The following is a 17,810-nucleotide window of genomic DNA, read 5'->3' as shown; positions in this document are numbered from 1 at the left end:
ACAGGTGATCGCAGCGCTCCCCAGCGGATCGCCGACGAGGAGACCATCCAGGCGGGACCCCTGTCGCCGATCAAGGGGTCGTTCTTCGCCAGAGCAGGCGGGACCGGGTTCCAGCGACCCTTCGAGCTGGCCACGGTGCGCCTGCGCAACATGACCGAAGTGCTGGGCCACTTGCGCACCTATGTGCCGCGCGACGACTTCCTCACCCAGCGGGGCGGCACCTTCCTGCTGGACACCGACGACACGCTGCTCTACAGCTACCGGGACCGCGGCATCCTCGGCTTTTCGGCGACCATGGCAAGGCCGCTCAGCTTCCTGGATCCATTGCTCAGCTGATGGTTCTGCTGATCGGTGGATGATCACGTGAGACAACACACGAAGGTCCTGGATAATGCGCCTCATCACGCTTGATTCATTCATGCCTCGTCCCCGTGTTCGGCTTGCGCTTGGCCTGTTTGTGGCTCTGCTGATCGGCCTGGTCAGTCATCCACAGCTGGCTGCTCACAGCGCTGAGCCCGGGACGGTCCGGGCCGCTCCTGTGCGGGGTTCCGTGGCGATGATCAAGGGAGAGGGCGGAAATATCGGAGTGCTCACCGGCTCGGAAGGCACCCTGCTGGTGGATGCCAAGTTCGCCCGGTTGGCTACACCGGTGCGGGCGGCCGTCAGGTCTTTGGGTGGCACAGATCCGTCCTGGCTGATCAACACGCACTTCCATCACGACCACACCGACGGCAACGCAGGCTTTGCCCGCAGTGGCGCCACGATCGTGGCCCAGAAGAATGTGCGCAAGCGTCTGGCTGAGGGCTCCAGGATCCCGGCATTCGAGAGGGTGACCCCGCCGGCTCCGCCCGAGGCCCTGCCGGTGCTGACCTTCGAGAACACTCTGCGGCTGCATCTCGATGACGAGACCATCGACCTGTTACACCTGCCTGGCGCCCACACTGACGGAGATGCCATCGTGCACTTCAACACAGCCGACGTGATTCACACCGGTGATGTGTGGTTCAACGGCATGTACCCATTCATCGACACCGCCAATGGCGGCAGCCTCTCTGGGGCGATCGCCGGAGTGGATCGTGTGCTTGCCCTTGCAGGACCAGAGACCCGCATCATCCCGGGGCATGGGGTCGTGGGGGGAAAAGCTGAGTTGGAGAGCTATCGCACCATGCTGGTCACCTCCCGGAAGCGTCTGTCAGCCCTGAAACAGCAAGGATTGAGTGCCGAGCAGGCTGTAGCCGCTCAACCCCTGGTGGATCTGGAGGAGAGCTGGGGGAAGGGTTTGTTCACGGGCGACCGCTGGATCGCAGTGATCTGGGAGGGGGTGTGAGGTCATGCCTCATCCGGAGGAGTCCAACCGCGCTGGCGAACCCTCTGGGCTCTAGAACCTCCTGATCGAGACAGGGGCACTCTTAGGTGTTTCTTCTGATTGTGCTGTAGCTGGTCATTCCTCTGGCATCTATCTGGTAGAGGGCAGGGCTGATGGCACCTCGATTGGCCTGCCATGATCAGCCTGGAAGAGACGAAAGCCCAGCAGCATACTCTACGTCAGAGGTGTCATCATCTTTCCCGAAAGCAGGGGGGAACAGAGAGAACTAGCTCAGATCAGCAGTCTAATCCTAAAATCAATTGCTCAACTCAAATAAAATGGAATTGTACAGCACACAGATCCTTGAAACAGTTGCCGTCTTGCTTGCCTCCGCCGTGGCAAGACGAATCATCGTCGCCGCAATCAAAGCCGCTCAGCGAAAATACTCATACGGAAATCCCAGGGCCACAGTGATCGTTAAGATCCTAGACTTTCTGCTCTTCTTTATAATTGTTGGCGGCTTTCTCTCAATCTGGGGCGTTGAACGATCTGAGTTGATCTTCTTCTTATCATCAATGCTGACAATTCTTGGAATCGCCTTCTTTGCGCAATAGTCAATTTTGTCAAATATTACGTCAACGACAATTATCTTCTTTGCTCATCCCGCCGGCATTGGCGATAAGGTGAAAATTCTTGATGTGGAATTTGCCGTAGAAGGCACGATCATCGATATTGGGCTATTCTTTATCATTTTACAGGGTGAAGACGGATCCGTGCTCTCAATTCCAAACAACTTATTCATGCAAAAAGCAGTTGTCAGAGAAGACAGATCGAGACCCAGTTCAAAGACGAAAGAGGCTTGAGACAAAGATTGCCTCAGTATCAGTCGATGCGGCGACGGGATCTCTCCATGACGAGAACAGCAGCGCACTCCATTAGCAAAGCAGCTGGTGTCTATGCCAGCTCCCGTCAGAAAGAGGATCAGCTCGAGGTGAACAATTTGCCCTTCGACCTTGCCAGGCCGGAGGTCTGTTCCTAGAGCAAGTGCATCTGCTGTGAATGTCCATGCAACTCCAAGCCAAAAACCTTTCCCAACGACTCGTTCTCGGTGGTGTTGCGGCCCTGCTGTGCGCGACGTTGCCGATCCAGGCCCAGGACCGCGTGCCGGTCGAAGCGGTGCGCGCCATCAACATGGCCCGCACCCGTGCCGTGAAGATCAACGGAGGGCTCGAGGCCTACCGCCCCGCCAGTTGCATGTTCGCCACCGCGGACCCAGACAACCCCTGTATGGTCAGCAACGACAGCGATGGTTTCATCTTCCGCTTCCTGGGCGGCCCCCCCGCCTGGCAGGAGCGGGACCTGCCTCCCACCCTGGAAACGGAGATCAAGATCTCCCCGGACGGCCGCGAGGTGGAGGAGTTGATCTATAACGGGCCGCCCCGTTGATGGGGCCGACCCGCCATAGCACCCTGCCGCCTAACTTGCGTGCTTCAAGAATCAGGTTGAACGGCGTTTCAGCAGCGCGGCGAACACGTCTGAAGCCAGCCTCCCGCAACACTTCGGACAATCGTGCCTCGCCCGCCTGGGCGCCAAGGGCCAGACCGACATCCTGCGAATTGGAACAAGGCCTGCACACCGCCGTTGGCGCGGCGTAGTACAGACGACTGACCGGATTGAGATTTCAGATTGGAGTGCGAGGTCTGTGGCCGGCGGCCTGCGTTTCAGCAGGTCGCACGCCGCCTGATCGTATGGAGCAATTGAACATGGCAAGACCTGGATCATCCCGAACCACAATTTTGCGAAGGTGGTCCACGCACTGGTACCAGTAGGGCACAATGATCTGGAGTCCCAGATTTGATCTACACCACAAGAAAGGCATGCAATGGCAGACTATCGCTTCCGTTGGACACGACTTCTGACCATGACCAAGACCAAAGAGACAACGGTTGAGCCATTTCAGCCGTTTACAGGCCGTCGGATCGCTGGCCTTGGTCTGGCGGTCGCCAGCGGCCTGCTGCTGGGCTGGCCTGCCGCTGGCCTGGCCCAGGCCGAGCCTCGTTGCACTTTCCTCAACCCGATCGGGGGCAACGGCATGAGCCCGATCGTGGCCAAGTCGGTGGGACGGGGCAAGCTGTTCGGCAAGTCGAACTGGAACACTGATTTCATCGTCGATAAGCCCTTCACCAGCTTCAAGTTCTTCTTCACCGCCAACTCCTCCGACGCCGGTGCCAAGTACCCCGTGGAGGCCTTCATGAAATTCAGCGATGGCAGCTCGCTTCAAGTAGTGAATGAAACAATGAATCCTCCGATCGGCACCGGCCGCATGTTCGGCCCATTCCCAGCCATCGAGGGCAAGCAGGCCAGCCAGATGAACTTCAAGGTGGGAGCCAGCAAGGACCCCGGCGCCCTGGGGTTCAGCTACCGCATCTCCGTCCAGGGCTGCCTCTGATCCAGTCCCTGAGCATCAGCCGCATACCCTCAGGCCAACAACACAACCCCTTGATGACGTCGCCCTCGAGACGCTCCTTCCGCATCAAAGGAACCGCCACCACCTTTCTGGCCGTCGTGGTCACCAACCTGGGGGCCATGGCCCGCTCGGAGGGCTTCAGCCTGAACAGCCCCGAGATCAAGGCCAACGGCACCATCGCCGCAAAGCACGTGTTCAACGGCTTCGGCTGCACCGGGGAGAACATCTCCCCGGCACTGAGCTGGAGTCAGGCCCCGCCCCAGACCCAGAGCTTCGCCCTGCTGGTTCACGACGGCGATGCCCCCACAGGAGGCAGCGGTTGGTGGCACTGGCTGGTGGTGGACATCCCCGCCAGCAGCTCCAAGCTGCTGGCGGGCGCGGGCCGCGCTGACGGCATGAGTCTTCCCCAAGGCGCCCGCCAGATCCGCACCGACTACGGCAGCCCCGGCTGGGGCGGGCCATGCCCGCCGGTGGGCAACGCCCCCCACCGCTACACCTTCACCCTGCACGCCCTCAAGGTGAAGCGCCTTGAGCTGCCGCCCGACCCTTCGGCGGCCCTGGTGGGCTTCATGGTCAACAGCCAGAGCCTGGGCAAGGCCTCCTTCACCGCCCTCTACGGCCGTTAGTCAGCCGAGATACCAGGCCAGCACTGCGCCCAGCTGGCCGACGATGCCCTTACCTGTGAGCCACTCGCCCACGATGGCGGCGCTGAAGCCCAGCATCGCCACCCGGCCATTGAGGAGTTCCACCCCGGCCAGGGCGGTGGTGTTCCAGGGCCGGTTGGTGGTGAGCCCTTCGCCGAATTTCTCCACCGGTTCGTAGCGGAAGTCGTTGCTGCTCATGGCTGGTGGCTCATCGGTTCCTGCTCACAGGTGGTCGTTCACGCCAGCCAGGGTTCTGGCCCGAGGCAGCTTATGGGTTTCGGCGCGGAACCCGCCAGCCTCAGCAGACCAGCAGCAGCAAGCGGTTGCCCTCCGGATCACACAGCCAGGCTTCGGCACCGAAGGATTCCAGCCGGGGAGCCTCCTGAGCCGTGGCCCCCAGGTCCACGGCCTTCGTCACCCAGGCCTGGAGATCGTGCAGGCGATCCTCTGCCGAGCTGGAGCGTTGCAGACAGAGGGCCAGGCGGCCTGTGCTGCGGGGCTGGGGCCGTCTCGAGGAGGGGGCATAGATCTCGAGCCGGCCGCCACCGGGCCAGGCCAGCCGCCAGTGCTGGGACTGGAGTCCTTGCTGGGCGCGGGTGTCGAGCAGGGCGGAGTAGAACCCAGCCAGGCGATCGGGCTGATCGGCCGCCAGCACCAGGGTGGTGTGGGTCTGGGCGGTGGTCATTCCGTCTGTGGTGAACGAAGGGGGACACTCTGGACCGGCAGCGGCAGCATGGAGCCGCAGCGGCAGTGACCCGACCATGGCGCCAACCCTCACCCGACGTCAGGTTCTCGGCCTGGGGGGACTGGCCCTGGGGGCGGCCGCGGCGAGCGCTGCTGGTCTGGGGTTGCCCCCCCGCGGCGACCGGCGTCTGGTGCTGATCAGTGATCTGAACGCCAGCTACGGCTCCACCAGTTACATCCCCGAGGTGGGCCAGGGGATCGCCCTGATCCCCTCCCTGCGCCCGGATCTGGTGGTCTGCGCCGGCGACATGGTGGCCGGCCAGAAGGCAAGCCTGGACACCGCCCAGCTGCAGGCCATGTGGGCCGGGTTCGATCGCCAGGTGCTCAGGCCCCTGCGGCGGGCGGGCCTGCCCTTCGTGCCTGCAATGGGCAACCACGATGCCTCCAGCAGCTGGGTGGGCGGCCGCTATGCCTTCGAGCGGGAGCGGCGGGAGGCCAGCCGCTACTGGCGCCGCCAGCAGGGGGACCTCGGCCTCAGCTTTGCCGACGGCTCAGGCTTCCCCTTCTTCTATTCAGTACTCCAGGAGGAGATGTTCCTGCTGGTGCTCGACGCCTCCTCCGCCCGGATTCCATCCGAACAACTGCGCTGGGCGGAGCGGAGCCTGGCGAGCGCGGCAGCCCGCGCGGCCAAGACGCGCCTGGTGGTGGGACACCTGCCGCTGCTGGGGGTCTCCCAGGGACGCGACACGGCCGGCAACGTGCTGGCCCAGAGCCAGGAGCTGCGCCAGCTGCTCGAGCGCAACCAGGTGGAGGCCTACATCAGCGGCCATCAGCACGCCTACTACCCCGGCCGGATCGGCCAGCTCGACCTGATCCAGCTCGGCGCCCTCGGCAGCGGTCCCCGAAAGCTGCTGGGGCAGAGCACGGCACCGTTTCAGACCATGACCGTCCTCGATTACGACTGGAACAACGGCCGGCGACGGGACAGCACGGTCAACATGCGCAACATGCAGTGGCTGAATCCGGGACGGCTGCCGCCGCGCCTGAGCGACAGCCGCGGGCGCACCCAGATCCGGCGCCCCGCCGCTACAGGAGGTTGATGCGGTAGAGCACCTCTTCGAGGGCATCGGCCGCCAGAACCCCGGCCTGGCGCTGGGGATTCTCCGCTGTGCAGCAACTGGCCAGCGGAGCCAGCAGGGTGGAGGGCCGGGCGTGGCAGAACTGCACCACGCTCAGCCGCTCCTGAGCGGAATCGGGCGGCGCCACCACCCGGTGCAGGCCGGCGGGAATCAGGCCGTTGCTGAGCCGCTCCAGCATCAGGCCGCTGTTGATGATCACCTGCCCCTCGGGCGGCAGCGCCGGCACCCAGCCGCCGGCCACCTCCACCTCCAGGCCGGCGCCTGTGGCCCTCGGCAGGGCGGTGATCAGGTTGATGTCGCCGTGGGCGGCGGCCCAGAGATGGCCAGGGCCCGGGGCGGTCGCCATGGGCGGGTAGCGGATGGCGCGGCTGAGGGTGGGGGCCTCGCTGACCATCTCCTCGAAGAAGCTCTCGGCAGCGCCGAGGCCCAGGGCGATCACCCGCAGGACGCGCCGCTGCAGATCGGCGAGCGCCCCATGGAAGCGCAGCAGCACCTCTGTGATGCCGGGGACCACCGCTTCGGGCAGCACCGGCTCGGGGTAGAGCAGCGGATAGCGGCGGCGCAGGGGGTGCGAGGCCGGGATCGGCGCCGACCAATTGAGCATCTCCTTCCAGTCGGCCCGCTCGCTGCCGGCGGCGGTTTCCACCAGCAGGCCCGTATAGCCCGTCTGGCCGGAGGCCCCGGCAGCCGTGAAGCGGCCCTTGCTGGCACCATCGAGGGCGAAGAAACGGGCCAGCATCCCGTAGGCCGTGTCGAGCAGATCGCCGGACAGATCGCTGCTGGTGTACAAGAAGCCGGTGGCCAGGCTGCGCTTCACCCCATCGACCACCGCCCGCCGGCTGCGCGTATCACCCCGCTCGAAGGCCAGCAGGTCGACATCGAGGATGGTGGACTCCATCGGGGCAAGTTACGTGCCCGGGTCGGGCTCCTGCAGGAACAATTCAGCGCCTGAGGCCAGCGCAGACACGACCTCACCGCGGCTGAAGGCCAGCCAGCGGAAGTCGCCGAGGGCGGCAGGATCCACAAGGCGCAGCAGGGCCTCGCGCCGGGCCAGCAGGGCCGCCAACCCATCGCTGCCTGGTGAGCCGGAGGCCCGGACCGCCGATGGCGCCGGCTGCTGGAGGCCATGCAGCCGCTGGGCGAGACCGAGAGCAAGCAGGGCTTCCCCCTGGCGGCGCTGGCCCAGGCAACTCCAGCCGGCCGCCTCTGCGGCCTCCAGAACGCTCTCGACGCAGAGGTGGGCGGTGAGGTCCCAGTGGCCTGGCTCCAGCAGAGGATCGGAGCTGGCCCGCTGGGCGCGGTAGGCCATCAGGGTGCCGTTACTGCGCTGGGGGGCGTAGTAGCGCCGGGCCTCGAGCGCGTAGTCGATCACCAGCAGGCGGCCCCGAGCCAGGGCGGCGGCGCAGGCTGCCAGCCAGGGGGCCAGCCCGGGGTGGAGCTCGCTGCACCAGCCCTCAGGTCGCCGTGAATCGAGGGGCAGCAGCCCGAGGGGCTCCAGTCGCGCTTCATCTTCCCGCTCCAGGGGGTCGCCGGGCTCCAGCCGCAAGGTTCCCTGCTGGATCGTCACCTGCTGACGGCGCCAGTGATCCCCGCTGCGCTCGATCCGCTCCACCGCCAGGGCATCGAGCACCTCGTGGGCCAGCACCACTCCGGTGAGCGGAGCGGCGGCCATCTCCTCAAAGCTGCTCCAGCGCAGCGGCAGCGGGCTGCCCGCGAGGCGCTGGCGCTGGCGGGCCGCCATCCCGGCGTTGGGCTCCACCAGCACCAGCTCCAGCCGCTCGGCAAGCTGGGGGCAGCCGGCCGCCAGCGCCTCGGCCAGCTGCGCCGCCAGGCTGCCTTCGCCGGGGCCGGTCTCCCCCCGGCTCAGGCGCTCCTGGGGGAGGTCCTGCAGCCACTGGGCGATCTGGGGGGCCAGCAATGCGGCGAACTCCGGGCCGAGCGACGGGGCTGTGGCGAAATCTCCCCTTGGGCCGATGCTGAGGCGACCGGCGCCGTAGGCGCCGTGCTCGGGGTCGTTGAGCACCCACTCCATGTAGGTCCGGAAAGGCACGCTGCCGCCGGCCTGGAGCAGGCGCTCTTCCAGCCAGGCGGGCAGTGGCACGGGGGGGCGGCGACTCGGAGAGAATGAAGGGCCACTGAAGCAGCCGCATGGCCCCTGGCGCCAGCTCTCTCCACCGCTCCATCCTGGGTTGTCTGGCCGCCCTGGTGCTGCTGCTGGCGCCGCTGGGGGGAGCGGCGGGCGGGATGGCCCAGGCCGCCGACAATCCCTCGCTCCTGCCGGATCACCCCACCCCCGTGATCGATCTGGCCCGGGCGCTCACCGATGGTCAGCGGGCCAACCTGGAGGAGCATCTGGAGGCCTTCGAGGCCAGCAGCGGCTGGAAACTGAGGGTGCTCACCCAGTACGAGCGAACGCCCGGCCTGGCGGTGAAACAGTTCTGGGGGCTGGATGAGCGCAGCCTGCTGCTGGTGGCCGATCCCCGTGGGGGCAACCTGCTCAACTTCAACGTGGGCGATGCGCTCTTCGCCCTGATGCCGCGCACCTTCTGGGTGGAACTGCAGACCCGCTTCGGCAACCAGTACTACGTGCGCGACCACGGCGAGGATGGCGCAATCGTGGATGCGCTCACGGCAGTGGAAACGTGCCTGGACCGGGGCGGCTGCCAGGTGGTGCCGGGTCTGCCTCAGGAGCAGTGGCTGCTCACCTTCTGCACCTCGCTGCTGGGAGGCCTGATCGTGGGCTTTGCCGGCTACCCACGCAAACAAGGTGACGTGGTGGCCTGGAGATGGGTGCTGCTGCTCTCACCGCTGTGGGTGATGTTGTTCGTGGTGTTCGGGCTGGGGCCTGTGGTGACCCGCACCTCCGACCTGCTGCCGGTACTGCGCAACGCGCTGGGTTTTCTGGGCGGAGCCGTGGCGGCCTATCTCATCGCCCAGAAGACGATGGGTGTGCCCGGCAGCAGCGAGGGCTCAGGCAGCGGCGAGTGACGCAAGCCGCGCTGGGAATCAGCGACCTGAGCTGGTTTCCTGCAGGGCACAGCTGAGGCTGTCGTCTGTGCAGGCGGGCCGAACTGGAGGAGCGGCCTGGGCGAGATCTGTGCGGACGTTGTCGATGGCCCGCAGGTTGGCCAGGTTCGCCTCATAGAAGGCCCTGAGTTGGCTGTAGCGCTTCACGGGCTGGCCGTAGAAGCTGCGGCCGGCGAGGGTGGGGAATGACGCCCATTCCGGCGCCAGCTTGGCGGCCAGTTCAGGGGTCAGGATGCCGCGATCGGCCAGGGCCAGGGCCCCACGGCGGTGAATCAGGAAGATCGCGGCCTGATCCTGGACCTGGGGGCCGAAACCGGTAATTCCCAGGGCACGGGTGGCCATCGACCAGGTGAACGGCATGAACTGATAGGCACCAGCGGCGGCGCTGGCATAGCCCACGGTGCGGTTGACCCGATCGGGATGGCGATCCAGAGAAGCCATCAGGCTGCCACCGAACATGATCCGGTACCCCACGTCCTCGCCGTTGGCCCAGGTGCCCTCGGCATAACGAATGGTGTTGAGCAGGGCACGCCGCTCAGGGGTGATCTCGAAGATGGCGCGCGCACCAGGCAGATCCTGGGGTGTGGCGATCGCCAGCGACTGGGGCTGACTGGACGGGGCGGCTCCGGGCAGACGGATCTCGTCCCACACAGTGGCATGGGCTGGCGCGCTGATGGCGAGAACCAGAGCCGGCAGGCAGAAGCGGCTGAAACGGGATGCGATGGCGAGCAAAGGAGTTGAGGGGAGAAAGGACATTTGCAGCCGCACTGAATCCTGGTTGATCCCATCAGGAACCGGCCAGGAGAGACGTTGCTGTGGTGGAGAGAAAGATTGGGATGAGTTCGGATCCGTTCGTGACTGCTGAACGGAAGAAGAACTGCTGGGCCAAGAATGTCTGATAAAGCTGATCAGAAACTCTGATGGATGCAATCAGGTTCAGTAATCAGTGAAGAATTCAGAGGAAACCGTCGAAGCGATGGAAGAATACATCTCGGCGGGCTTGGGTTGCACGCCAATGTGTCGAACAAGCCCTTGCACGGGGATCGCATTAGTGACAGTCGCACGACCGTCCACCGGCTATCAGAATTGGTCGAGGGGTTCACATCACTGTTCAGCACAGGGTTTATTGCAGCGAAATCATTCACCACGTTGATCATCAGCTCTGCTGATTGAGGCTCATGCCGTGGTAGCGACGGACACTAGATCGCTTGCGCCGCAATGCTCCCCGGCGATCTCAGCAGTAGGCGAGCGCCTGTTGCTCCAGCCAGCCGGCGGCCTTCTCGGCCCCATCCAGTGCCAGCGGACCCACGGCGGCCGCAAGCAGGGGCTGATCCAGCTGCCAGTCGCCGCAGCGCAGCTGCTCCTGGCTCAGCAACCGGTGGCGGCCATGGCGGCGCAGGGCCTCCTCCAGCACGGGCGCCTCGGCAAAGCCCTCCCGGTGCACCAGATGAATGCCGACGTCGTGGGCCAGGGCCTCACAGAAGCTGCTGTACCCGGGCTTGGTGATCAGCCGCTCCACCAGCGGCATGAACTCCAGCAGGCGCAGCCCCTTGGGCAGCAGACGCACATTGACCGCCCCTGCGGCCGAGGGGTCGGTGCTCACGAAAACAAGCTCGGGCCAGCGGCGGAAGGGTTCCTCCCCCAGCTCGAACCCCAGCCCACCGAAGCTGACCAGCACGCAGCGGCCGCGCTCCGGCAACTCCAGCTGTTGGCGCAAGACTTCCGCCCGCTCCCGGGGCGGCGCCACGGTGAGCCCCACCCGGATCTCCGGCAGCCCCCAGTCCATCGGCATCGAGAACGGGCAGTGGATCAGGCCCTGGCCCGTGCGGTACAGCGCACGGCAGCGCTCAGCCCAGGCCAGGAAGGGGCCGCCCATCGGCTCATAGATGGCATCCCAGCCGAAATTGCCCACCCAGATCAGGGGCCAGCCACCGGCCTGAGCCAGCCGCGCCAACGCCGGTGGCACATCGCCCAGCAGCAGAACCGGGCCGCCCTGGGCCTTCAGCCAGCGCGCCTCTTCGGCGATCTGATCGGGCAGGCGCCGCTCCAGATCATTGAGGGCCAGATGGGTGGCGGCGGGGTCGGCGCCGAGGGCATCGGCCTGCACCACCCCCACATCCCAGGAGCAGGGGCGCAGCTCGAAGGGCACCACTCCAAACACCGTGCGCAGGAACACCGCGGGCAGGGAGGTGGACAGCACGAGCCGCCAGCCGGGCTGGCGCTGGGCCAGGGCCAGCAGGATGGCGCCACTGCGGGAGCCATGGCCATAGCCATGGCCGCTGATGGCGGCGTAGATCAGCACGGCAGCGCCTCGGATTGGTCGCTCACCGGCTGGTGCTCCGCCACCGGTTGCTGGTGCAGTCGCTGTTCATAGAGCAACCGCCCCGTTTCAGGGTCGTACCAGCGGTGGCTGGCATGGATCAGCTGACCCCCCTCCAGCTCCACCCACGACAGATGGCACAGCTGCCGCCCCTCACCATCGACGGCATGGCGCGGCACAAAGGCGGCATTGAGATAGGCGGTGCCGCGGCGATCGATCAGGAAGCTGCGCCGTTCCCCCCGCCCGCGTTTGAGAGCGTGATGCATGTGCCCGAAAACCACCAGGGGCAAGGGGCGCTCGGTGCGGATCTGCTCGATCGCCTGGGCCAGGTCCTGGTCGCCCCAGTCGCAGGCGGGTGATTTCCAGTCGCGGCCGCAGGGGGCGCTGGCCTCGCTGCCGAGGCCACTGGGACCGCAGTGGGCCAGCAGCACCAGGGGCAGGCGCGGGTCGGCGGAGAGGGCCGCCGCGGCGATCCGCCCAGCCGACTCGGCCAGCTCGACGGGACCCCAGAGGGCCTGCACCGCCTTGGAGAGGTGGTGGCCGCCACCGGCACTGCCTGGCCGGCCACCCACCACCGAAAGGCCGGGGGGATCAAGCCGGCGCAGAGCCCAGCCGCAGTGACGCTCCCCAAGACGATCGATCTGGCGCTGCAGCTTGCGGCCGCTGTGGTCCTTGCCGGTGTCGTGGTTGCCGAGGATACAGGCCACCGGCAGGGGCAGATCGGCGAGGCTGGCGGCAATGCGCTGCTGACCGTCGCTGAGATCTCCGACCACCAGCAGCGCATCGGGGGCGATCTGGGTGAGCAGGGTCACGTCACGCCGGTCCCATTGCCCGTGCAGATCCCCGGCAATGGCAAGGCGCATGTGGGCCGTGACGACTGCTCCCTTCCCTAGGCTGGTTTCATCCTGCCCCAGTTGAGGTCAAGGTTGGTTTTTGCCGCCCTTGAAGCCCCCACCACCCCCCGCGACCTGCCGGCCGCGATCGATGAGCTGCGCCGAGCCCGCAAGGCCGTGATCCTGGCTCACTATTACCAGAGCCCCGAAATCCAGGATGTGGCCGATTTCATCGGCGACTCGCTAGAGCTCTCGCGCAAGGCAGCCGGCACTGATGCCGAGGTGATCGTGTTCTGCGGCGTTCACTTCATGGCCGAGACCGCCAAGATTCTCAGCCCCGGAAAAACGGTGCTGCTGCCGGATCTGGAGGCGGGCTGCTCCCTGGCCGATGCCTGCCCCGCCGATGGCTTCGCCGCCTTCCGCGCCGAGCATCCGGACCACCTGGTGGTGAGCTACATCAACTGCTCGGCGGCGGTGAAGGCCCAGAGCGACCTGATCTGCACCAGCAGCAACGCCGTGCGCCTGGTGCAGCAGCTGCCGACTGATCGGCCGATCCTGTTTGCACCGGATCAGAACCTGGGCCGCTGGGTGGCCCGCCAGAGCGGCCGGGAGCTCACCCTCTGGCCGGGAGGCTGCATCGTCCATGAAACCTTCAGCGAGCAGGCGCTGCTGCGGCTGAAGCTGGAGCACCCGCAGGCCGAGGTGATCGCCCACCCGGAGTGCCTGCCCAATCTGCTGGATCTGGCCGACTTCATCGGCTCCACCAGCCAGTTGCTGGCCCGCGCCGCCAGCAGCGAGGCCCACAGCTTCCTGGTGCTCACCGAGCCCGGCATCCTTCACCAGATGCGCCTAAAGCTGCCCCACAAAACCTTCCACGAGGTGCCCGGACAGGACGGCTGCAGCTGCAACGCCTGTCCCTACATGCGGCTGAACACCCTGGAGAAGCTGTGGCGCTGCCTGGAGACGATGAGCCCGGCGATCGAACTGGATGAGGAGCTGCGCGTCAGGGCCCTGGCACCGATCCAGCGCATGCTGGAGCTGAGCCGGTAGGGGGAGGCACTTCCATCCCGTCAGGGCAGACTCGGGACCCTCTCCAAGTTGAGCGTCCATCGGTCAACGTTGGGATTGATGTCCTGCTTTCACACGGCCATGCAGACAGGGGTTGGCTGAGTCACGACGGGTGGTGATGACCCACGCGCCACACAGCGATCCCTTGCGGGGAATGTAAGCCGCCAAGGTGGTGCCATCGCCACTCAGTGAGGAGGAAACCAGCGGAAGATCGAGAGTGGTCTGAGACAACGGCGCAACCGGCCGCCCCATCCAGTCGCAGCCGTGTCATCCCCTCGGACAGCTCTCGCACCTGCAGCAAGGCGACCGTGATCAGCTCCTGTTGATCGGCACTGAAGGCCGCAGACGTCAGAACATCCTGATCTGAACTAGACCATGCGGTTCAGCGATCATGCATCAGCCCTTCAGATCAGGAAGGGGGCCATCCGGGAGATCGTTCTGAGGAAGCCCACCTGGCTCAAGGATGACGAACGATTCGGCGATGCCCTGCTGTTGGGCCAGGTAGTCGGTGCAGGTGGATGTACCGAGACCGTCACCACCAATGGGATTACAGAAATCATCCATGGCTATGGAGCCCGAACTGGCACAGGCCGTGAGTGAAAAGGCCAGGGCCAAAACGATGGGGGCAATGAAGGCAAAGATCACTGACATCGCTAGAGCAGGCAAGGTTCAGATGGACGTGGTAGACATGTCGCGATGAACATGACATGACGCGCTGGCAGCGTCTGGACCCCAAGAGACAGGGCAGATGATGTCAAGACCATCGCACAGCCGAATCGACCCACGAACAGGACACACCCCCAGATTTACAAACACCTGACTCCAGGCGACGAAATGTCCCCGCGGCCGTTGAACAATGGGTTCACAGGTCTGCTGGCTGCAGCGGCCGTGATCAAGGGGGCCCAGTCGTGGTCATGGGAAGGCTTGCTAGAGCAGGGATGACCTGTTGACGACGTGGTGTCATGGCGTTGCCGGCCGGCAGCCTGATCCAGCTCACCCCACAGGGGCTCTATTGCCCGGCAGCCGGGGCATGGATCGACCCCTGGCGGCCGGTGGCGAAAGCCCTGATCACCCATGCCCACGCCGACCATGCCCGCTCGGGTTGCGGTTCCTACTGGGCAGTGGGCAGCGGCGAGGCGGTGCTGCGCCAGCGCCTGGGGGCTGGCATCACGCTCACCAACGTGGACTATGGCGCCGAGCTGCGGATCGGCGAGGCGGTGGTGTCGTTCCACTCCGCCGGGCATGTGCTCGGCTCAGCCCAGGTGAGGATCACCGTGGGGGGTGAAACCTGGCTGATCAGCGGCGATTACAAACGCGATGCCGATCCCAGCTGCGTGCCGTTTGAGCCGGTGTCGGCTGATGTGTTCATCACCGAGGCCACCTTCGGCCTGCCGATCTACCGCTGGCGGCCAGGCCGGGAGGTGGCGGCTGACATTCTCAGCTGGTGGAAGGGTGCACCGGAGCGGCCATCGCTGCTGTTCGCCTATGCCTTCGGCAAGGCGCAGCGGCTGCTGGCGGAACTGGCGGCACTCGGGGTCGACGAGGAGGTGCTGCTGCACGGTGCGGTGCAGACCTTGATGCCCGCCTACCGCCAGCAGGGGATCACCATGGTGCCCACCCGGCCCGTGAGCGAACTGCCGCGCAGCGAAAGCCTGGCGGGGAAGCTGGTGATCGCGCCCCCCTCAGCGCACCGGTCGGTGTGGATGAAGAGGTTCAAGGATCCCCAGACCGCCTTCGTGAGCGGCTGGATGGCCGTACGCGGTGCCAGGCGGCGGCGTGGCTTCGAGCGCGGCTTCACCCTCAGTGATCACGCCGACTGGGACGGCCTACTCAACACGGTAAAGCAAACCGGCGCCCGCCAGGTGTACGTGACCCATGGCAACAGCGACGGCCTGGCGCGCTACCTGCGCGATATGGAAAGCATCAACGCTGCACCCCTGGGACGGGCGTTCGAAGGGGAGCGTTCCGATGATGCGGAGATCGGCTCACCGTGAGCTGGCGCAGCAGCTGCCCCGGCGAGTTCAGCGTCGGTCAGTCCGGCGAGGGTTCACCGGTGAATTCCTCCCTCAGGTCCTGGAGTATGCGATCGGCTGATTCAGGGGGGTCCAGGTCATGGCAGGCACCGGGAGCATGGGGGGATCGGAACGATCATCCTGACCGTATCCACAATGGCCTCCTGTGGCTAGGACAGGGAAGACTCAGGGCGATGCTGTGAGCCGTTCCACCGTCAGTGAACGAGAGGTCATCGTCCAGTCGGCAGGGGCGGCACTGGCAGGCAGTCTCACGCTTCCGGATCCGGCAGCCGGGCTGGTGCTGTTGGCCCACGTTGTTCATCGTCGGAGGATGGGACGACGAGGTGCTCCAGCTCAATCGGCAGGCGGCCGCGCGGCTGATCGCCCCCCATGCCCTTCAGGTGGTGCCGGGAGCCAGCCATCTGTTCGAAGAGCCCGCAACCCCGGAGCAGGCCGCCCACCTGGCCCGCACCTGGTTTCTCCTGCACCTGAGAGGGGGCAGGACCTGAAGGCTTCATGATCCCTCACCCCTCCTCACGACATGGCTGACCGACCTCCTCTCTGGACCAACCGCCACCAGGCGGGTCTCGCTCTGGTGGACGCCTTCGCTGATCGCCGGGGCCGCGCTCGTGACACCACCCTGCTGGCGCTGCCGAGAGGCGGTGTCCCGGTGGCGGCGGCGATGGCCTCTCGCCTGGGGCTTCCACTGGCCACCTGGTCGGTGCGCAAGGTCGCCGATCCGGCCTGGCCGGAGCTTGCGATCGGTGCGGTGGCCGCCGGTGGGGTGGTGGTCTGGCGCAACGGGGAGGGGGCGCATCTTCGGGCGACCACCGCGACCATGCATGGTTGGCTGCGGGCGCAGGAGCGGGAACTGAGGCGCCGGCAACAGCTCTTCGGAGACCCGCCGGGCGAGCAGCTGCGGGGCCGTCATCTGATCGTGGTGGACGACGGCATAGCCACCGGCATGACCATGAAGGCCGCCCTGCTCTCCCTCCGGAAGCTGGAGCCGGCCTCGCTGGACCTGGCGGTGCCGGTGGTCGATCGCGGCGTCGCCACCGAGCTGAGCCAGCTGGTGGATGGCCTGGTGGCCCTGGCCCTCGTGGACGATCTCCAGGCCGTGGGTCTGTGGTATGAGCACTTCGAGCAGCTTCAGGACGAGCAGGTTCTGGCCCTGTTGAAACAGACGGCCCCTGCACGGAACCAGATCCCGCCGGGGACATCAACACTGAGCTCCGCCCCATGCCCCGACAACCGATCGTGATCCTCGGTGGCTTCCTGATCAGCCCTGAGGCCTACGCCCCGATGGTGGCCCGGCTCGAGCAGCTGAGCGGCCAGCCGGTGAAGCTGGTGCCGGTGAGCAAGGCCGAATGGCTGCTCACCGTGTTCGCCTTCGCCTGGGCGCGGATCCTGGATCGAGTGGCCACGACCGTGGCCGAGCTGGCCGCGCACTCTCCCACCGGCCGGGTGACCCTGATCGGCCACAGCTCCGGCGGCATCATGCTGCGACTGTTCCTGGATGACGCGCCGTTCCAGGGCCGCAGCTACGACGGCAAGGCCCTGGCCGACACCCTGGTGATGCTCGGCAGCCCGCACACGGCGCTGAAGGCCACGGTGTTGCGCCAGATGGTGCAGCGGCGCCTGCCCGGAACGCCCTTCGCCGATCGGGTGAGCTACGTGTCGGTGGCGGGCGATCTGGACCTGGAGAGCGCCACCCCCATGGCCCGGCGCCTGGCACCCACGGCCTACCACAACAGCACCGGTGATGCCCACGACCATGGCGACGGCCTGGTGCCGGTGGCCTCCGCCCTGCTGGAGGGCTCCACCCCGCTGGTGTTGCCGGGGGTGGCCCACGGCGGCGCCTTCGGGCCCAGCTGGTACGGCAGTCCGGAGGTGGTGGAGCGCTGGTGGGCCCTGGCTCAGGAGGCCGAGTCGAGCAGCTCCGCACGATCCGGCGCAGGGTGTCGCGGGATCGCTGAAGAACGATGACATCCCCAGCAGGCCGTGGGCGGTGGCGGGCTGGGCTGGCTATGGCTGTGCAGGGACGGCAGGACGAGCTGTACCCGGTCCGTCTCTGCTCGCTGATGCCATGGCAGCCCCGAAGAAACCCTCCGCCCGAACCCTCAGCAGCGGCGTCAAGGGCGCAGACGCCTCGGGGATCGCCGCCGCCCGCACGGTGATCTATTGCCACTGATGATTCCGGGACCCCACCACCACGGGCCTGACCCGCCTATTGCCTGACCCGTTCCCTCGTGGAGCGGTGTCTTTCCGCATGACCTGTCGGTCCGTGTGGTGGGGCAACCAGCCGGGGAG

20 protein-coding genes and 1 pseudogene are annotated in these 17,810 nt (G+C 66.1%); 13 read left to right on the top strand and 8 right to left on the bottom strand.

The window, feature by feature from the left end:
• The 6 genes and pseudogenes from KBY78_RS07270 to KBY78_RS07250 all read left to right on the top strand — a co-directional run.
• Positions 1–336: pseudogene (locus KBY78_RS07270) on the top strand (AhpC/TSA family protein); the annotation flags it as partial.
• A gap of 82 nt (positions 337–418) precedes the next feature.
• Positions 419–1,327 carry an MBL fold metallo-hydrolase gene (locus tag KBY78_RS07265; protein WP_255143035.1) on the top strand — a complete coding sequence of 303 codons (909 nt, stop codon included), beginning with the start codon at positions 419–421 and terminating at the stop codon, positions 1,325–1,327.
• Between the two features lie 599 nt (positions 1,328–1,926).
• Positions 1,927–2,169 carry a mechanosensitive ion channel domain-containing protein gene (locus KBY78_RS16350; RefSeq protein ID WP_399215493.1) on the top strand — a complete coding sequence of 81 codons (243 nt, stop codon included), beginning with the start codon at positions 1,927–1,929 and terminating at the stop codon, positions 2,167–2,169.
• A gap of 202 nt (positions 2,170–2,371) precedes the next feature.
• Positions 2,372–2,752, top strand: a complete 381-nt coding sequence (locus KBY78_RS07260; RefSeq protein WP_255143034.1) for a hypothetical protein — start codon at positions 2,372–2,374, stop codon at positions 2,750–2,752.
• Between the two features lie 475 nt (positions 2,753–3,227).
• Positions 3,228–3,755, top strand: a complete 528-nt coding sequence (locus KBY78_RS07255; protein ID WP_255143033.1) for a hypothetical protein — start codon at positions 3,228–3,230, stop codon at positions 3,753–3,755.
• Positions 3,756–3,808: 53 nt separating this feature from the next.
• Positions 3,809–4,399, top strand: coding sequence for a YbhB/YbcL family Raf kinase inhibitor-like protein (locus KBY78_RS07250; RefSeq protein WP_255143032.1), 591 nt, complete (start codon positions 3,809–3,811; stop codon positions 4,397–4,399).
• Here KBY78_RS07250 and KBY78_RS07245 read toward each other — a convergent pair whose 3' ends face one another.
• Complete coding sequence (locus KBY78_RS07245) at positions 4,400–4,615, bottom strand: chlorophyll a/b-binding protein (RefSeq protein ID WP_255143031.1); 216 nt, start codon at positions 4,613–4,615, stop codon at positions 4,400–4,402. It abuts the gene before it with no gap.
• Positions 4,616–4,715: 100 nt separating this feature from the next.
• Complete coding sequence (locus KBY78_RS07240; RefSeq protein ID WP_255143030.1) at positions 4,716–5,102, bottom strand: VOC family protein; 387 nt, start codon at positions 5,100–5,102, stop codon at positions 4,716–4,718.
• A gap of 76 nt (positions 5,103–5,178) precedes the next feature.
• Between KBY78_RS07240 and KBY78_RS07235 the strand changes: the two genes are divergently transcribed.
• Positions 5,179–6,201, top strand: coding sequence for a metallophosphoesterase (locus KBY78_RS07235; protein ID WP_255143029.1), 1,023 nt, complete (start codon positions 5,179–5,181; stop codon positions 6,199–6,201).
• Here KBY78_RS07235 and KBY78_RS07230 read toward each other — a convergent pair.
• The gene (locus KBY78_RS07230; RefSeq protein ID WP_255143028.1) at positions 6,188–7,138 is read right to left on the bottom strand and encodes an isopenicillin N synthase family oxygenase; all 951 of its coding nucleotides are present in this window, start codon (positions 7,136–7,138) and stop codon (positions 6,188–6,190) included. The two genes, KBY78_RS07235 and KBY78_RS07230, sit on opposite strands and share 14 nt — an antisense overlap.
• A gap of 9 nt (positions 7,139–7,147) precedes the next feature.
• Complete coding sequence (locus tag KBY78_RS07225) at positions 7,148–8,341, bottom strand: SAM-dependent methyltransferase (protein WP_255143027.1); 1,194 nt, start codon at positions 8,339–8,341, stop codon at positions 7,148–7,150.
• Between the two features lie 47 nt (positions 8,342–8,388).
• Here KBY78_RS07225 and KBY78_RS07220 point away from each other — a divergent pair, with 47 nt between their 5' ends.
• On the top strand, positions 8,389–9,228 hold the full coding sequence (locus KBY78_RS07220) for a TPM domain-containing protein (RefSeq protein WP_255143026.1): 840 nt from the start codon (positions 8,389–8,391) through the stop codon (positions 9,226–9,228).
• 18 nt (positions 9,229–9,246) lie between these two features.
• Here KBY78_RS07220 and KBY78_RS07215 read toward each other — a convergent pair whose 3' ends face one another.
• The 3 genes from KBY78_RS07215 to KBY78_RS07205 form a co-directional block, all read right to left on the bottom strand.
• Positions 9,247–10,023 carry a glycoside hydrolase family 104 protein gene (locus KBY78_RS07215; protein ID WP_255143025.1) on the bottom strand — a complete coding sequence of 259 codons (777 nt, stop codon included), beginning with the start codon at positions 10,021–10,023 and terminating at the stop codon, positions 9,247–9,249.
• A gap of 478 nt (positions 10,024–10,501) precedes the next feature.
• Positions 10,502–11,569 (bottom strand): hypothetical protein, encoded by a 1,068-nt coding sequence (locus KBY78_RS07210; protein WP_006170715.1) that lies wholly within the window; start codon positions 11,567–11,569, stop codon positions 10,502–10,504.
• Entirely contained in the window at positions 11,563–12,450 is an 888-nt protein-coding gene (locus KBY78_RS07205; protein ID WP_255143023.1) for a TIGR04168 family protein, read from the bottom strand. Before KBY78_RS07205 ends, KBY78_RS07210 begins: the two co-directional genes overlap by 7 nt.
• 63 nt (positions 12,451–12,513) lie before the next feature.
• Between KBY78_RS07205 and nadA the strand changes: the two genes are divergently transcribed.
• On the top strand, positions 12,514–13,470 hold the full coding sequence (nadA, locus tag KBY78_RS07200; protein ID WP_255143022.1) for a quinolinate synthase NadA: 957 nt from the start codon (positions 12,514–12,516) through the stop codon (positions 13,468–13,470).
• A gap of 414 nt (positions 13,471–13,884) precedes the next feature.
• On the opposite strand, the gene KBY78_RS07195 is transcribed toward nadA, so the two are convergent.
• Entirely contained in the window at positions 13,885–14,139 is a 255-nt protein-coding gene (locus tag KBY78_RS07195) for a hypothetical protein (RefSeq protein ID WP_006170712.1), read from the bottom strand.
• Between the two features lie 311 nt (positions 14,140–14,450).
• Here KBY78_RS07195 and KBY78_RS07190 point away from each other — a divergent pair, with 311 nt between their 5' ends.
• The 4 genes from KBY78_RS07190 (at position 14,451) to KBY78_RS07175 (ending at position 17,486) form a co-directional block, all read left to right on the top strand.
• Positions 14,451–15,482 carry a ligase-associated DNA damage response exonuclease gene (locus tag KBY78_RS07190; RefSeq protein ID WP_255143021.1) on the top strand — a complete coding sequence of 344 codons (1,032 nt, stop codon included), beginning with the start codon at positions 14,451–14,453 and terminating at the stop codon, positions 15,480–15,482.
• A 332-nt stretch (positions 15,483–15,814) separates the two neighbouring features.
• Positions 15,815–16,009 (top strand): hypothetical protein, encoded by a 195-nt coding sequence (locus KBY78_RS07185; protein ID WP_255143020.1) that lies wholly within the window; start codon positions 15,815–15,817, stop codon positions 16,007–16,009.
• A 32-nt stretch (positions 16,010–16,041) separates the two neighbouring features.
• Positions 16,042–16,761, top strand: a complete 720-nt coding sequence (locus KBY78_RS07180; RefSeq protein WP_255143019.1) for a phosphoribosyltransferase — start codon at positions 16,042–16,044, stop codon at positions 16,759–16,761.
• A complete protein-coding gene (locus tag KBY78_RS07175) occupies positions 16,740–17,486 on the top strand; it encodes a triacylglycerol lipase (protein WP_255143017.1) in 747 nt (248 codons plus the stop codon). Before KBY78_RS07180 ends, KBY78_RS07175 begins: the two co-directional genes overlap by 22 nt.
• Positions 17,487–17,810: the final 324 nt, after the last annotated feature.

Source organism: Synechococcus sp. EJ6-Ellesmere (assembly GCF_024345875.1).
GTDB classification, from domain to species: Bacteria; Cyanobacteriota; Cyanobacteriia; order PCC-6307; family Cyanobiaceae; genus Regnicoccus_A; species Regnicoccus_A antarcticus.
The sequence above is the reverse complement of the archived record's forward strand: the minus strand, read 5'-3'. Positions and strand labels throughout refer to the sequence as shown.

Bases quoted from the DNA above. Each gene is read 5' to 3' on its own strand.
- KBY78_RS07265 (WP_255143035.1), top strand. From the start codon at position 419: ATGCCTCGTCCCCGTGTTCGGCTTGCGCTTGGCCTGTTTGTGGCTCTG.
- KBY78_RS07260 (WP_255143034.1), top strand. From the start codon at position 2,372: ATGCAACTCCAAGCCAAAAACCTTTCCCAACGACTCGTTCTCGGTGGT.
- KBY78_RS07255 (WP_255143033.1), top strand. From the start codon at position 3,228: ATGACCAAGACCAAAGAGACAACGGTTGAGCCATTTCAGCCGTTTACA.
- KBY78_RS07250 (WP_255143032.1), top strand. From the start codon at position 3,809: ATGACGTCGCCCTCGAGACGCTCCTTCCGCATCAAAGGAACCGCCACC.
- KBY78_RS07245 (WP_255143031.1), bottom strand. From the start codon at position 4,615: ATGAGCAGCAACGACTTCCGCTACGAACCGGTGGAGAAATTCGGCGAA.
- KBY78_RS07240 (WP_255143030.1), bottom strand. From the start codon at position 5,102: ATGACCACCGCCCAGACCCACACCACCCTGGTGCTGGCGGCCGATCAG.
- KBY78_RS07235 (WP_255143029.1), top strand. From the start codon at position 5,179: ATGGCGCCAACCCTCACCCGACGTCAGGTTCTCGGCCTGGGGGGACTG.
- KBY78_RS07230 (WP_255143028.1), bottom strand. From the start codon at position 7,138: ATGGAGTCCACCATCCTCGATGTCGACCTGCTGGCCTTCGAGCGGGGT.
- KBY78_RS07220 (WP_255143026.1), top strand. From the start codon at position 8,389: ATGGCCCCTGGCGCCAGCTCTCTCCACCGCTCCATCCTGGGTTGTCTG.
- KBY78_RS07215 (WP_255143025.1), bottom strand. From the start codon at position 10,023: ATGTCCTTTCTCCCCTCAACTCCTTTGCTCGCCATCGCATCCCGTTTC.
- KBY78_RS07205 (WP_255143023.1), bottom strand. From the start codon at position 12,450: ATGCGCCTTGCCATTGCCGGGGATCTGCACGGGCAATGGGACCGGCGT.
- KBY78_RS07195 (WP_006170712.1), bottom strand. From the start codon at position 14,139: ATGTCAGTGATCTTTGCCTTCATTGCCCCCATCGTTTTGGCCCTGGCC.
- KBY78_RS07190 (WP_255143021.1), top strand. From the start codon at position 14,451: ATGGCGTTGCCGGCCGGCAGCCTGATCCAGCTCACCCCACAGGGGCTC.
- KBY78_RS07180 (WP_255143019.1), top strand. From the start codon at position 16,042: ATGGCTGACCGACCTCCTCTCTGGACCAACCGCCACCAGGCGGGTCTC.
- KBY78_RS07175 (WP_255143017.1), top strand. From the start codon at position 16,740: ATGCCCCGACAACCGATCGTGATCCTCGGTGGCTTCCTGATCAGCCCT.